12 protein-coding genes are annotated in these 14,134 nt (G+C 66.6%); 7 read left to right on the top strand and 5 right to left on the bottom strand.

Going from position 1 to position 14,134, the window contains the following annotated elements:
- The first annotated feature begins 1 nt into the window (after window position 1).
- From tolB to folD, 7 genes are all read left to right on the top strand, one after another.
- Window positions 2-1,318 (top strand): Tol-Pal system beta propeller repeat protein TolB, encoded by a 1,317-nt coding sequence (tolB, locus tag LZ585_RS03610; protein ID WP_234855747.1) that lies wholly within the window; start codon window positions 2-4, stop codon window positions 1,316-1,318.
- A 25-nt stretch (window positions 1,319-1,343) separates the two neighbouring features.
- Window positions 1,344-1,880, top strand: coding sequence for a peptidoglycan-associated lipoprotein Pal (gene pal, locus LZ585_RS03605; RefSeq protein ID WP_234855081.1), 537 nt, complete (start codon window positions 1,344-1,346; stop codon window positions 1,878-1,880).
- Window positions 1,877-2,758 carry a tol-pal system YbgF family protein gene (locus tag LZ585_RS03600; protein WP_234855080.1) on the top strand — a complete coding sequence of 294 codons (882 nt, stop codon included), beginning with the start codon at window positions 1,877-1,879 and terminating at the stop codon, window positions 2,756-2,758. The genes pal and LZ585_RS03600 overlap by 4 nt, the downstream gene beginning before the upstream one ends.
- 7 nt (window positions 2,759-2,765) lie before the next feature.
- The gene (gene tilS, locus LZ585_RS03595; RefSeq protein ID WP_234855079.1) at window positions 2,766-4,001 is read left to right on the top strand and encodes a tRNA lysidine(34) synthetase TilS; all 1,236 of its coding nucleotides are present in this window, start codon (window positions 2,766-2,768) and stop codon (window positions 3,999-4,001) included.
- Window positions 4,002-4,057: 56 nt separating this feature from the next.
- Window positions 4,058-5,947: an ATP-dependent zinc metalloprotease FtsH gene (ftsH, locus tag LZ585_RS03590; protein ID WP_256445644.1), complete on the top strand. Its 1,890-nt coding sequence runs from the start codon at window positions 4,058-4,060 to the stop codon at window positions 5,945-5,947.
- Window positions 5,948-6,042: 95 nt separating this feature from the next.
- Entirely contained in the window at window positions 6,043-6,342 is a 300-nt protein-coding gene (locus LZ585_RS03585) for a chorismate mutase (protein ID WP_234855078.1), read from the top strand.
- A 14-nt stretch (window positions 6,343-6,356) separates the two neighbouring features.
- Window positions 6,357-7,232, top strand: a complete 876-nt coding sequence (folD, locus tag LZ585_RS03580) for a bifunctional methylenetetrahydrofolate dehydrogenase/methenyltetrahydrofolate cyclohydrolase FolD (RefSeq protein ID WP_234855745.1) — start codon at window positions 6,357-6,359, stop codon at window positions 7,230-7,232.
- Window positions 7,233-7,422: 190 nt separating this feature from the next.
- On the opposite strand, the gene ruvB is transcribed toward folD, so the two are convergent.
- The 5 genes from ruvB to dnaE are packed head-to-tail and all read right to left on the bottom strand — an operon-like array spanning window position 7,423 to window position 14,075.
- Window positions 7,423-8,454 (bottom strand): Holliday junction branch migration DNA helicase RuvB, encoded by a 1,032-nt coding sequence (gene ruvB / locus LZ585_RS03575; protein WP_234855077.1) that lies wholly within the window; start codon window positions 8,452-8,454, stop codon window positions 7,423-7,425.
- Window positions 8,451-9,353 (bottom strand): zinc metalloprotease HtpX, encoded by a 903-nt coding sequence (htpX, locus tag LZ585_RS03570; RefSeq protein WP_234855076.1) that lies wholly within the window; start codon window positions 9,351-9,353, stop codon window positions 8,451-8,453. Before htpX ends, ruvB begins: the two co-directional genes overlap by 4 nt.
- 10 nt (window positions 9,354-9,363) lie before the next feature.
- Window positions 9,364-10,050 carry a Holliday junction branch migration protein RuvA gene (ruvA, locus tag LZ585_RS03565; RefSeq protein ID WP_234855075.1) on the bottom strand — a complete coding sequence of 229 codons (687 nt, stop codon included), beginning with the start codon at window positions 10,048-10,050 and terminating at the stop codon, window positions 9,364-9,366.
- Window positions 10,047-10,544 carry a crossover junction endodeoxyribonuclease RuvC gene (ruvC, locus tag LZ585_RS03560; protein WP_234855074.1) on the bottom strand — a complete coding sequence of 166 codons (498 nt, stop codon included), beginning with the start codon at window positions 10,542-10,544 and terminating at the stop codon, window positions 10,047-10,049. Before ruvC ends, ruvA begins: the two co-directional genes overlap by 4 nt.
- Window positions 10,545-10,604: 60 nt before the next feature.
- Window positions 10,605-14,075, bottom strand: coding sequence for a DNA polymerase III subunit alpha (gene dnaE / locus LZ585_RS03555; RefSeq protein WP_234855073.1), 3,471 nt, complete (start codon window positions 14,073-14,075; stop codon window positions 10,605-10,607).
- Between the last annotated feature and the right edge of the window lie 59 nt (window positions 14,076-14,134).

The following is a 14,134-nucleotide window of genomic DNA, read 5'->3' as shown; positions in this document are numbered from 1 at the left end:
GATGCTTCGGACGCTGACCCTGACTCTGTCGATGGCCCTTGCCGCCGCATCGACCGCCCTGCCCGCCCTGGCTCAAGACGGGCCCTTGAAGATCGAGATCACCGACGGCGTGACCGAACCGATGGCGATCGCCATCCCTGCCTTTCACGGCGATGCCGAGGTGGCGGGGCGTATCCGCGACGTGGTGGCGGCCGACCTGACCGGCACGGGCCTGTTCCGGGAAATCCCGCGCGATGCGCAGGTCGCCCGCCCTGGCAGCTTTGGCGAGGCGATCGCCTACGAGGACTGGCGCGCGGTCAACGCTCAGGCGCTTGTCGCGGCCGAGGTGACGCAGGCGGGCGATGCGATCAGCGTCAAGTTCCGACTGTTCGACGTTTATGCAGGCCAGGCGCAGGGCGACGGGATGCAGTTCGACGCCCGTGCGGGCGATTGGCGCCGCGCCGCGCACAAGATCGCCGACCAGATCTATGCCCGGCTGACCGGGGAACAGCCCTATTTCGACAGCCGCGTGGCCTTTGTGCAGGAAACCGGTCCCAAGGACGCGCGGATCAAGCGCATCGGGGTGATGGATTACGACGGCCAGAACATTCTGTGGATGACCGACAGTTCGTCCCTGGTGCTGGCGCCGCAATTTTCGCGCGACGGGCGGCGGCTGGTTTACACCAGCTTTGACAGCGGCTTTCCGCAAATCCGCGTGATGGAGGTGGCGACGGTTGCGTCCCGCGCGCTGACGCAGGACGCAAACAGCATGGCGTTCTCGCCCCGGTTCAGCCCGGATGGACGCTGGATCGCTTATTCCCGCGAACAGGGCGGCAATACCGACATCTGGCTGATGGATGCGGCATCGGGCGCGCAACGGGCGCTGGTGCAGTCGCCCGCCATCGACACTGCCCCCAGCTTCAGCCCCGACGGGCAGCGGATCGTGTTCGAATCCGACCGCTCGGGCAATCCGCAGCTGTATGTCGTGGGCGTGAACGGGGGCGAGCCGACACGGATCAGCTTTGGCGACGGGCGTTACGGATCGCCCGCCTGGTCGCCCAAGGGCGACCTGATCGCATTCACCAAGCAGGTCGGCAACCAGTTTCACATCGCCACGATGCGGACAGATGGGTCGGGCGAAAAGACCTTGACCGGATCTTTCCTTGACGAGTCCCCGACCTGGGCGCCCAATGGCCGCGTCGTGATGTTCACGCGGGTCGCGCCGGGCGGGAACGGCCAGCCCAAGCTGCATTCGGTAGACATCACCGGGCGCAATATGCGACCGCTGAGCCTTGACTTTGCCGCCTCGGATCCCTCTTGGGGTCCGTTGATGCCTTGAAGCACCGCGCCGGAAGGATAGCCCGATGATCGCCTGGAAAAAGCCCGCTGCCGTTGTTCTGCTGCTGTCCCTTGCCGCCTGCGCGCAGCCCGCGCCGCCGGTCACGCAGACCGTGATGGACCCCTATGCCAGCGCCGACGGGGGCGCGCTGTATCAGGGCGATCTGGCCGGCGGCACCCTGGGGGCCGAGGCGACGGCGCAGTATTTCAACACCACCGTCGGCAATACGGTGCTGTTCGCGGCGAACCAGACCGCCCTGACGGCCGAGGCGCGCGGCATCCTGGCCCGCCAGGCCGAGTGGCTGAACCGCCACACGAATTTCACTGCCGTGGTCCAGGGCCATGCCGAGGAAACCGGCACCCGCGAATACAACCTGGCCCTTGGCGCGCGCCGGGCCAGTTCGGTCCAGGAATACCTGATCGCGCAGGGAGTGGCCTCGGACCGGTTGCGCACGCTGAGCTTTGGCAAGGAACGCCCCCGAGAGGTCTGCTCGGACGAGGCCTGCTATGCCAACAACCGCCGCGCCGTGACTGTGGTCAGCGCCACGGGGGCCGGATCGTGATCATCCGCGCCATCGCCGCAGCCGCCCTGGCCGTGACGGTGGCCTGGCCTGCCTTTGCCGAGGAGCCGACGCTGGCCGATCTGCGGGCCGAACTGACCGAGGTTCGCGGCCAGTTGCAATCGCTGCGGTCCGAACTGGTCGCATCGGGGGCAGAGGGCTTTCAGGCGGCAGGCGGGGATGCCGCCATCGACCGCATGAACGCGATGGAACAGCGCCTGGCGCGGCTGACAGACCGGACCGAGCAGTTGGGAAACCGCATCGACCGCATCACGGCCGATAGCCAGCGCCGCATCGCCGACCTCGAATTCCGCCTGTGCGAGATGGACGAAACCTGCGACTTGTCCGCCCTGACCACGCCGCAGCCCGGGCGCGTGACGGGTGGGCCGACCGCGCCGCAAACGCCCCCCCAAAGCGGCAAGCCCGCATCCGTGGGCGAACAGGCCGATTTCGATGCCGCCCGCCAGGTCATGGCCAGCGGCGATTTCCGCCGGGCCGCCGATATGTTCGGCGCGGTTGCCCAGACCCATGCCGGCGGCACCCTGACCGCCGAGGCGCTGTTCCTGCGAGGCGCGGCCCTGGACAGCGCAGGCGACACCCAAGGCGCCGCGGCCGCCTGGCTGGAAGGCTTTGCAGCCGATCCCGATGGCCCGCGCGCCGCCGAAAGCCTGTTGGGCATCGCCCGGATGATCGAGGGCAACGGGGATGCAACTGCGGCCTGCCTGTATCTGGCCGAGATCCCTGCCCGCTTTCCCGAATCCCCCTTTGCGACCGAGGCCGAGACTCGGCTGAGCCGGCTTGCTTGCGGCAGCAACGACTTGGGCGCCCTGCCGGCCGCCGATGCCGCCGATCCCGGGGGCGATTTGGCCGAATACCAATAGCGCGGCCATGACCCTGCCCCCCGCCGATCCGGCCTTTTGCATTCACGCCGCGCTGGACCGGTTGGCGGGCGACTTGCCCGCCATGGGAATCGCGATCTCGGGGGGGGGCGATTCTGTCGCCCTGATGCACATGGTCGCCGAATGGGCGCGTGGCCGCCGGATCATGGTTGCCACCGTCGATCACGGTCTTCGGCCGGAAAGCGCCGCCGAGGCGCGGCAGGTTTCCCGGGCCGCGCGTGCTCTGGGTCTGCCCCATGCCACGCTGCTGTGGCAGCGCGGCACGGAAACCGGCAATCTGATGGCCAATGCCCGCGACGCCCGGCTGCGGCTTTTGTCAGGCTGGGCGCAGCGCAACAACCTTTCTGCCGTGGCGCTTGGCCACACGGCGGACGACCAGGCCGAAACCTTGCTGATGCGGCTGGCGCGGGGATCGGGCATTGACGGGCTTGCCTCCATGGCGGAATGGCGCGACCGCTTCGGCATCCGCTGGCTTCGCCCGATGCTGGGGGCGGGACGCAAGGATCTGCGCGACTGGCTGCGCGCGCGCGACATCGGCTGGATCGACGATCCCAGCAACGACAACGACGACTTCGACCGCATTCGCATTCGCAAGGCCATCGACGCCATGGGCCTGGATGTCCCCGCCCTGGCCCGTGCCGCCAATCATATCCACGAGGCGCGGGACGCCCTGTCCCACTACGCGGCCCATGCGGCGCGCGAAGCCGTGGCCCGGGACGGCAGCCTGACCCTGCCTCGCCGCGCTTATGGCGATGCCCCGTCCGAAATTCGGCGCCGCCTGATCGTGGCAGCCTGCCGCTGGATCACCGGGGCCGATTACCCGGCCCGCCGCAATACCGTGCTGCACGCGCTGAAGGCCATTGCCACGGGCCACCGGGTCACGCTGGACGGTGCGCTGATCGAACCTTCGGGCGACCGCATCCGCTTGTTTCGCGAAACCGCTGCCGCCCTGCGCGCGCCCGACGCCCTTGACGGCATCTGGGACAATCGCTGGCAGATCAGCGGCCTGAAGCCCGGGCAGCACGTCGCGGCACTTGGCCTGGGCCAGGTCGCCCGGGTCAAGTGGCGCCTGGCGGGCCTTGCCCGGGACGAGGCTGCCGCCAGCCCTGCTGTCTGGGAAGGCGACCGTCTGGTGGCCGCACCCCTGATCCGACCGATGGCGCCCTATGACCTGCGGCCGGTCCGGGATGCGTCAGATTTCCGCAGGCTTGTCATGGCGCATTGAACCTGCGCCGATAATCCCTATTTTCAAGCCAAACCGCTTTCCGCCGGAGGTCCAATTTGGGCAATGCACGCAACCTGGCCTTTTGGGTCGTCCTGTTTCTGATGATCCTGGCGCTGTTCAATCTGTTCAGCGACGGCGCGACGACCATGAACAGCCGGCAGATCAGCTATTCCGACTTCATCCAGCGGGTCGATAACGACCAGATCGCCGCCGTTACCATCGATGGCGAGGAACTGGCCGTCACCGGCACGGATGGCAACCAGTATGCCACCATCCGCCCCCAGGGCGAGGATATCGCCGACCGCCTGATCGCCAAAAGCGTCGATGTGAAGGTCACGCCCCAGCAGCAATCGGGCTTCATGTCGCTGCTGGGCGTCTGGCTGCCCTTTATCCTGCTGATCGGGGTCTGGATCTTCTTCATGAACCGGATGCAGGGCGGCGGCAAAGGCGGCGCGATGGGCTTTGGCAAGTCGCGCGCCAAGCTGCTGACCGAAAAGCATGGCCGCGTCACCTTTGACGACGTGGCGGGCATCGACGAGGCCAAGGAAGAACTGGAGGAAATCGTCGAATTCCTTCGCAATCCGCAGAAATTCAGCCGCCTGGGCGGCAAGATCCCGAAAGGCGCGCTGCTGGTCGGCCCTCCGGGCACGGGTAAAACGCTGCTGGCCCGCGCCATCGCGGGCGAGGCTGGTGTGCCCTTCTTCACCATCTCGGGGTCCGATTTCGTGGAAATGTTCGTGGGCGTCGGTGCGTCCCGCGTCCGCGATATGTTCGAGCAGGCCAAGAAATCCGCCCCCTGCATTGTCTTCATCGACGAGATCGACGCGGTTGGCCGCGCGCGCGGCGTGGGGATCGGCGGCGGCAACGACGAACGCGAACAGACGCTGAACCAGTTGCTGGTCGAAATGGACGGGTTTGAGGCGAACGAAGGCATCATCATCGTCGCCGCGACCAACCGCCGCGACGTGCTGGACCCGGCCCTGCTGCGTCCCGGCCGGTTCGACCGCCAGATCCACGTACCCAACCCCGACATCAAGGGCCGCGAGAAGATCCTGTCGGTCCATGCCCGCAAGGTGCCCGTCGGCCCCGACGTGGACCTGCGAATCATCGCGCGCGGCACGCCTGGCTTTTCGGGTGCCGACCTGATGAACTTGGTGAACGAGGCTGCCTTGACGGCCGCCCGTATCGGGCGCCGCTTTGTCAGCATGGAAGATTTCGAGAATGCCAAGGACAAGGTAATGCTGGGCGTCGAACGCCGCAGCATGGTCCTGACGCCCGAGCAGAAGGAAAAGACCGCCTATCACGAGGCCGGTCACGCCGTGGTCGGCCTGTCGCTGCCCAAGTGCGACCCGGTCTACAAGGCGACGATCATCCCGCGCGGCGGCGCCTTGGGGATGGTGGTGTCCCTGCCCGAAATGGACCGCCTGAACTTCCACAAGGACGAGGCCAAGCAGAAGCTGACCATGACCATGGCCGGCAAGGCCGCCGAGATCATCAAGTATGGCGAGGAAGGCGTGTCGAACGGCCCCGCCGGAGACATCCAGCAGGCCAGCCAGTTGGCCCGTGCCATGGTGATGCGGTGGGGTATGTCCGACAAGGTCGGCAATATCGATTATGCCGAGGCGCACGAGGGCTATAACGGCTCGACCGGGGGCTTCTCGATTTCGGCGGCGACCAAGGAGCTGATCGAACAGGAGGTCCGCGACCTGATTGAGGAAGCCTATCAGGAAGCCTATCGCATCCTGGTCGAGAAAGAGGCCGAATTCGAACGCATGGCCCAGGGCCTTCTGGAATATGAAACCCTGACGGGCGAGGAGATCGGCAAGATCCTGCGGGGCGAACCGCTTGGCGGCGACGACGACACGCCCAGCAGCCTGATCCCTTCGGTCACGGCGATCCCCAAGGCGGGCAAGCCTGCTCCGGGCGGCGATCCCGCCCCCGCATGACACCCAAAGCCCCGGCCAACGCGCCGGGGTTTTCTTTACGTCTTGCACCTCGATGCGGCCCGGTGCATCCCCCTGCCCATTGAATGGAGGGTCCGATGCAGATCGACGACATTTCGGACATGGCAACGCTGCGCAGCCATATCGACGCGGTGGACGAACAGCTGATCACGCTTCTGGCGCGGCGCCACGCCCTGATCGCTCAGGCGGCCCGGATCAAGGAACGGATCGGCCTTCCCGCCCGCATCGACGACCGGGTCGAGGAAGTTGTCGCAAATGCAGGCCGCCATGCCGCATCGCGCGGACTGGATCCCGCGCTGATCCAGAATATCTGGCGGCAACTGGTCGAAGCTGCCATTGCGCAGGAAGATCGCTTTCTGAACGGAGACCGCCCGTGACCGCATCCCTGCCCATCACCGCCAAACTGATCGACGGCAAGGCCTTTGCAGCCGACCTGCGCAGCCGCATCGCCGCGCAGGTGGCAACGATGAAGGCTCGGGGCATCACCCCCGGCTTGGCCGTGGTGCTGGTGGGCGAGGATCCGGCAAGCCAGGTTTATGTCCGGTCCAAGGGCAAGATGACCCACGAAGTCGGCATGAATTCCTGGGAACACCGCCTTCCTGCCGAAACCTCGCAGACCGACCTGCTGGCGCTGATCGCCCGTCTGAATGCCGATCCGGCCGTGAACGGCATCCTGGTCCAGTTGCCCCTGCCCCGGCACATGGACGAGGCGGCGGTCATCAACGCGATCGACCCTGCCAAGGACGTGGACGGCTTCCATATCCTGAATGTCGGGCGTCTGGCGACGGGGCAAAAGGCGATGGTGCCCTGCACGCCGCTGGGTTGCCTGATGTTGCTGCGCGATCACCTGGGCAGCCTGTCGGGCAAGAACGCCCTTGTGATCGGGCGCAGCAACATTGTCGGCAAGCCCATGGCCCAACTGCTTTTGCGCGACAGCGCAACGGTAACGGTGGCCCATTCGCGCACGGCAAACCTGCCCGACCTGTGCCGTCAGGCCGATATCGTGGTGGCCGCCGTGGGTCGGGCAAACTTCGTGGCGGGTGACTGGATCAAGCGCGGCGCCACGGTCATCGACGTGGGCATCAACCGCAGCGACGACGGCCTGGTGGGCGATGTGGATTTCGATGCCGCAAGTCAGGTTGCAGGCGCGATCACCCCGGTTCCGGGCGGTGTCGGCCCGATGACCATCGCCTGCCTGCTGGCAAACACCCTGACCGCAACCGCCCGCGCCAACGGCCTTGCCGACCCCGACGGATTGACGCCCTGAGGCAGCAGGATATTTTCTGTCCCTAGCAGCCGCGCAAGCGATTTCTCGATTCTTCGGCGGCATCCCGGCCTTACGGTACAGGCAGGGACGCCCATGACCCTGTCCGGGATGGGGCGTGTTCCTTTTGCATTGGACCGCAAATATCCTGGGGGAGTCCCGTAGGGAAGGGGGGCAAAGCCCCCTTGCCATGTCAGCCGTCGAACAGGCTGGCCTGCGAAGGCGATGCCGGGGCGGCCAGCCCCAGATGCCGCCAGGCGCCTGCCGTCAACTGCCGCCCGCGCGGGGTTCGGGCGATCAGGCCTTGCTGCAGCAGATAAGGCTCGATCACCTCCTCGATCGCGTCGCGGCTTTCGGACAGGGCTGCCGACAGCGTCTCGACCCCCACCGGACCGCCGCCATAATGGTCGGCCATCTGCATCAGGTAACGCCGGTCCGCGCCATCCAGGCCCAGGTCGTCCACGCCAAGCCTGGTCAGGGCTGTATCCGCGATTTCGCGTGTCAACCGGCCGTCGCCTTCGACCAGGGCGAAGTCCACAACCCGGCGCAGCAGCCGCCCGGCAATCCGGGGCGTCCCGCGGGCACGACGGGCAATTTCGCGCGTCCCGTCGGGGTCGGCCTGGATGCCCATCAACCGCGCGCCGCGCTGCACGATCAGATCCAGTTCGGCGATGGTATAGAACTCCAGCCGCGTCGGGATGCCGAAACGGTCGCGCAGAGGCGTGGTCAGCAGGCCCAGCCGCGTCGTCGCGCCCACCAGGGTAAAGGGCTGCAACTCGATCCGCACGGTTCGCGCCGCAGGGCCTTCGCCGATCACCAGATCCAGTTCGAAATCCTCCAGCGCCGGATACAGGATCTCCTCGACCGCCGGGTTCATGCGGTGGATTTCGTCGATGAACAGCACGTCGCGGGCTTCCAGATTGGTCAGGATCGCCGCCAGATCCCCTGCCCGCGCCAAGACCGGCCCGGATGTCATGCGGAAGTTCACGCCCAGTTCGCGCGCCATGATCTGCGCCAAGGTGGTCTTGCCCAATCCCGGCGGGCCGAAGAACAGCGTGTGGTCCATCGCCTTGCCGCGCATCTTTGCGCTTTCGATGAAGACGCGCAGGTTGGCGCGCGCCTCGGCCTGGCCCACGAATTCGGACAGCATCTGCGGCCGCAGGGCGCGGTCTTCCGATTCGCCGTCCATCGGTTCGGGGCGCAGGGTCGGGTCGGGCTGAATCATCCGCGCCCCCAAGGGCCGTCGTCCTGCCCCCCGCTGCGCGGGATGGACGAGGGGCGTTCGCGGGTGCCGCCATCAATCGCCATCAGCCGGGCGATCCGATCCTCGGTCGCGGGATGGGTGGCGAACAGGCGGTCCATGCGCAGCCCGCCCAACGGGTTGACGATGAACATGGACGCCGCCGCCGGATTCTTTTCCGCAGGGATGTTCAGCGTGCGCCCCGCCATCTGCGAGATCTTCGCAAGCGCCGAGGCCAGCGCCTGCGGCTGGCCGCTGATCTGCGCACCCGTGGCATCGGCCTCGAATTCCCGCGCGCGCGAAATCGCCATCTGCACCATCATCGCGGCCAGGGGCGCGAAGATCATCGCCAGGATCGCGCCCAGGCCGCCGCCCCGGTCGTCGCGTCCGCCGGTGAACAGCATCATGTTGCCCATCATCGCAATGGCCCCCGCCATGGTCGCCGTGACGGTCATCGTCAGCGTGTCGCGGTGCTTGATATGGGCCAGTTCATGCGCGATCACGCCCGCAATTTCATCGCGCGACAGGGTGCGGACCAGCCCTTGGGTCACCGCGACGGCCGAATTCTCGGGATTGCGGCCGGTGGCAAAGGCGTTCGGCTGGTCGGTCGGCAGCAGATACAGCTTGGGCATGGGCAGGTCCGCCCGTCGGGCCAGTTCGGCGGTCATGCGGTACAGATCGCCGCCCTGCCCCGGCGACAGTTCGACCGCGCCCTGCTGGCGCAGGACCATCTTGTCGCTGTTCCACCAGGAAAAGACGTTCATCCCGCCGGCCAGCAGCAGCGCGATCACCGCGCCCCCCTGCCCGCCCAGCATCCAGCCAAGCGCCATGACCAGGGCGGTCATGGCGGCCATCAGCATGAAGACCTTTGCGTTCCCGTGCATCAGCGCCCCCTTATTCCTTTGGCGCCAGCAGACGCAGCGCCGCGCGGATCAACGCAGGGGTTTGGGCCGTGGGTTCCCGCGCCTGCGCCTCGGCCACGGCCTGGGCCGCCTCGCTGGCAGCATAGCCCAGATTGGCAAGGGCCGACAGCGCGTCGGCGGTGGCGCGGGCGGCAAGCATGGCATCGGACGGCGCGGCAGGCCTGGCAGCGGGGGCGCCTGTGGGTTCGATGACGGCATCGGTATCGACCGCCGGGACGCCCATGTCCACGCTCAGCGTCCCGCCAAGCGCCATGATCGAGGGCGCCTTGTCCTTCAGTTCCAGCACCACCCGCTGGGCAAGCTTTGGTCCCACCCCGTTAGCCCGCCGGACCGAGGCCCAGTCGCCCAGGGCAATGGCCCGGCCCAGCCCCTCGGCCCCCAGCGTGCTGAGGATCGCCAGCGACACCTTGGCGCCGACCCCCTGCACGCCCGTCAGCAGACGGTGCCATTCCTTTTCCAGCATCGAGGGGAAGCCGAACAGTTGCAGCAGATCCTCTCGCACCATCAGGTCGGTATAAAGGGCCACCGCCTGCCCTACCGGCGGCAGGCTGGCGGCGGTGCGGTCGCTGACATGGACAATATAGCCCACGCCGCGCACGTCGATCAGGACATGATCGCGCGCCCGGTGCAGGATGATCCCGGCGATGCGCCCGATCATGCGGACCGCTCCACGATGCGTAGGCTACGGCCTTGAAGGTGGCGGGCGTGGCAGATGGCAATGGCTAGGGCGTCGGCAGCGTCCGCGCTGTCGAAGGTAACGCCGGGAAGCTGGACCTTGACCATGTGCTGCACCTGTTCCTTGCCTGCGTGGCCCACACCCACGACGGTCTTCTTGACGGCGTTGGGGGCGTATTCGCCGATAGCAAGCCCAGCTTCGGCCGGGGCCAAGAGGGCGATGCCCCGCGCCTGTCCCAGCTTCAGCGTGCCCACGGCATCCTTGTTCACGAAGGTCTGCTCGACCGCCGCGGCGTCAGGGGCATGGGCTGCGATCACTGCCGTCAATCCGCGGTAAAGCTGCAAAAGCCGCACCCCCAGATCGCCCGCATCGGTCTGGATCACTCCGTTCGCCACATGACGCAAGCGCGATCCGTCGACCTGGATCACGCCCCAGCCCATGTTCCGCAAACCCGGATCAATGCCCAGAACCCTCATGCCCGCCTCTTTTTCCGTTTTCACAGGACTAGCACGAAAGGCGAACATTTGCCTAGGGGCCTATTCCTCGACCACGTCCAAAACGCCGGGGACCGCGCGCAGGGCCTGGCGGGCGGGCGTGGTCAGAGGGGCGTCGTTCGCCACCTCGATCTCGATCACCTCGTCGCCTTCGCGGATGCGCAACAGGACGGGGCCGCGCGACCGGGCGGGAACCGTGATCTCGGTCCGGATGCGGGCCAGGGTTTCGGCGATGCGCGCGATGGTGTCGGCGCCCTGCATCTCGACCGCAAGGCAGCCGGCGCCCGCGTCGGCCACCACGTCCTCCATGGCTGCGACCGAATTCGCCAGCATCTTGACCCCGTCGCCCGAGGGTTCGACCTTGACCTGCAAGACCACGTTCTGTCCCGGCTCCAGCCGATCGCGGGAGGCGGTCAGCAGGTCGGAGAATACAGTCACCTCGTAAAGTCCGGTCGGGTCGGACAGGCTGACAAAGGCGTATGGCGTGCCCTTGGCGGACTTGCGTTCCATGCGCGCGGCGACCGTGCCCGCGATGCTGGCGACCAATGGGCCGCCCAAGGCCTCCTGGCTGATCTCGGCCAGGGTCATCACCTTCTTGCGCTTCAAGGCGGGCAAGTAATCGTCCAGGGGATGGCCCGACAGATAGAAACCCACGGCCTTGTGTTCCTCGGCCAGCTTTTCGGTGGGCAGCCAGACGCCGGTGATGGGCGCGCGCGGTGGCGGCAGATCCTCGCCCCCGCCGAACAGCGAGGTCTGGCTGGAGGCCGCCTGGTCCTGCACCGCCGCCGACCAGGCGCACAGCGCGTCCAGACCCTTGACCACGCGGGCGCGGTTGTCGTCCAGCACGTCGAAGGCGCCCGCGCGGGCCAGCATTTCCAGTGGGCGCTTGCCCACGCGCTTCATGTCCACGCGGCGTGCAAGGTCATGGATGTCGCGGAAGGGCAGGTCGCCGCGGGCCTCGTGGATCAGCTTCATCGCCTCGACGCCGACGCCCTTCAGCGCGCCCAGCGCGTAATGGATGCGGCCTTCGCGCACGCTGAAGGTGGGGGCAGATCGGTTCACGCAAGGCGGCACGATGGCAATGCTCATACGGTCGCATTCGCGCTTGTAGATCGCCAGCTTGTCGGTCAGGTGGATGTCGCAGTTCATCACTGCGGCCATGAACTCGACCGGGTGGTTCGCCTTGAGCCAAGCGGTCTGATAACTGACCACGGCATAGGCCGCCGCGTGCGACTTGTTGAAGCCATAGTTGGCGAATTTCTCCAGCAGGTCGAAAACCTCGCCCGCCTTCTTGGGATCCACCCCGTTTGCCACCGCGCCATCGACGAACTTCGGACGCTCCTTGGCCATCTCGCTGGCGATCTTCTTGCCCATCGCGCGGCGCAACAGGTCGGCGCCGCCAAGGCTGTATCCCGCCATGACCTGCGCGATCTGCATCACCTGTTCCTGATAGACGACGATGCCCTGGGTTTCCGCCAGGATGGGGTCGATGCTGGGATGGAGCGATTCCAGTTCCCGCAGCCCGTTCTTGACCTCGCAATAGGTCGGGATGTTCTCCATCGGGCCGGGACGATACAGCGCCACAAGCGCCACGATGTCCTCGATGCAGGTGGGCTTCATGCGCCGGAGCGCGTCCATCATGCCGCTGGATTCCACCTGGAACACCGCAACCGTCTTGGCGCTGGCAAACAGGTCATAGGTCGCCTTGTCGTCCAGGGGGATCAGGTTGATCTGGTTCTCCGTCCCCGGCGCCGGATCGTAAAGCACCCGCCCGTCCGCCGCGACGTGCAGCGGACGCCCGCCGCCATTGATCAGGTCCACCGCGTTCTGGATCACCGTCAGCGTCTTGAGGCCCAGGAAGTCGAACTTGACCAGCCCGGCGGCCTCGACCCATTTCATGTTGAACTGCGTGGCCGGCATGTCCGAGGCCGGGTCGCGGTACAGCGGCACAAGCTGGTCCAGCGGCCGGTCGCCGATCACCACGCCCGCCGCATGGGTGGAGGCGTTGCGGTACAGCCCTTCAAGCTGCTCGGCATAATCCAGCAGGCGCTTGACGACCTCCTCCTTGGCGGCTTCGCGCAGGCGGGGTTCGTCCGCGCGGGCCTTGGCGATGCTGACGGGCTTCACGCCTTCCAGGGGGATCATCTTGGACAGGCGGTCCACCTGGCCGAAGGGCATCTGCAACACGCGGCCCACGTCGCGTACGGCGGCCTTTGACAGCAGCGCACCAAAGGTGATGATCTGGCCCACCTTGTCGGCCCCGTATTTGCCCTGGACATAGCGGATCACTTCCTCGCGCCGGTCCATGCAGAAGTCGATGTCGAAGTCGGGCATGGACACGCGTTCCGGGTTCAGGAAGCGTTCGAACAGCAGCGAATAGCGCAGCGGATCCAGGTCCGTGATCGACAGGGCATAGGCCACCAGCGACCCCGCGCCCGACCCCCGCCCCGGCCCCACCGGGATGTCGTGCTGCTTCGCCCAGCCGATGAAGTCCGCCACGATCAGGAAATAGCCGGGGAAACCCATCTGCTCGATGATGCCCAGTTCGAAATCCAGGCGGTCGTGGTATTCCTGGACGCTTACTGCATGGGAAATGACCTTCAGCCGCCGTTCCAGCCCTTCGCGGGCCTGGCGGCGCAATTCGCTGACCTCGTCATCCGCGAATCTGGGCAGGATCGGGGCGTGCTTCTTGACGGCAAAGGCGCAGCGGCGGGCGATCTCGACGGTGTTGTCCAGGGCTTCGGGCAGGTCGGCGAACAGCACGGCCATTTCCTCGGCCGACTTGAAGTAATGCTGCGGCGTCAGGCGGCGGCGGGGCTGGGACTGGTCCACATAGGCCTTTTCGGCGATGCAGATCAGCGCGTCATGGGCCTCGAACATCGAGGCCTTGGGGAAATAAACGTCGTTCGTGGCGACCAGCGGCAGCGACTTCGCATAGGCCAGCTCGATCAGCCCGGCCTCGGACGCGGCCTCGGCGGGCATCAGTTGGCCGTTCTCGCCAGGGTGGCGCTGGAGTTCGACATAAAGCCGGGTCGGAAAGGCCGCGGCCAGCCGGTCGGCCAGGGCATCGGCCTTGTCGCGCTGCCCTTGGGCGATCAGGCAGGCCAGCGGCCCAGTCGGACCGCCGGTCAGGCAGATCAGGCCCTCGGCGTGCTTGCACAGTTCATCGACGGTGACATGGGGCAGCGCGCCGCCGTCGCGCAGGTAAAGACAGGACGACAGCGCCATCAGGTTCAGCCAGCCTGCCTGATTCTGCACCAGAAGGACCACCGGCCCCGTCGCCCCGTCCTGCAGGGTGATCTGGCAGCCGATGATCGGCTGGACGCCCTTGTCCATCGCCTTCACGCTGAATTCCAGCGCCGCGAACATGGCGTTCGTGTCGGTCAGCGCCACGGCGGGCATCCCCGCATCCGCGGCCAGACCGGGCAGCTTGCCCACAGGAATGGCACCTTCCAGCAGCGAATGTTCGGAATGTGTGCGGAGATGGATGAATCGGGGATTTTTCGCGGGCATGGTCAGACATCTATCGCAACCTGCCGAAACAGCGCAATTGCCCTTGGCGTCACTTGCGC

Source organism: Paracoccus everestensis (assembly GCF_021491915.1).
Classification (GTDB): Bacteria; Pseudomonadota; Alphaproteobacteria; order Rhodobacterales; family Rhodobacteraceae; genus Paracoccus; species Paracoccus everestensis.
Note: the sequence above shows the minus strand (reverse complement) of the source record. Positions and strands in the feature narration are given on the sequence as shown.

Bases quoted from the DNA above. Each gene is read 5' to 3' on its own strand.
- tolB (WP_234855747.1), top strand. From the start codon at position 2: ATGCTTCGGACGCTGACCCTGACTCTGTCGATGGCCCTTGCCGCCGCA.
- tilS (WP_234855079.1), top strand. From the start codon at position 2,766: ATGACCCTGCCCCCCGCCGATCCGGCCTTTTGCATTCACGCCGCGCTG.
- LZ585_RS03585 (WP_234855078.1), top strand. From the start codon at position 6,043: ATGCAGATCGACGACATTTCGGACATGGCAACGCTGCGCAGCCATATC.
- dnaE (WP_234855073.1), bottom strand. From the start codon at position 14,075: ATGCCCGCGAAAAATCCCCGATTCATCCATCTCCGCACACATTCCGAA.
- ruvB (WP_234855077.1), bottom strand. From the start codon at position 8,454: ATGATTCAGCCCGACCCGACCCTGCGCCCCGAACCGATGGACGGCGAA.
- ruvC (WP_234855074.1), bottom strand. From the start codon at position 10,544: ATGAGGGTTCTGGGCATTGATCCGGGTTTGCGGAACATGGGCTGGGGC.
- ruvA (WP_234855075.1), bottom strand. From the start codon at position 10,050: ATGATCGGGCGCATCGCCGGGATCATCCTGCACCGGGCGCGCGATCAT.
- htpX (WP_234855076.1), bottom strand. From the start codon at position 9,353: ATGCACGGGAACGCAAAGGTCTTCATGCTGATGGCCGCCATGACCGCC.
- pal (WP_234855081.1), top strand. From the start codon at position 1,344: ATGATCGCCTGGAAAAAGCCCGCTGCCGTTGTTCTGCTGCTGTCCCTT.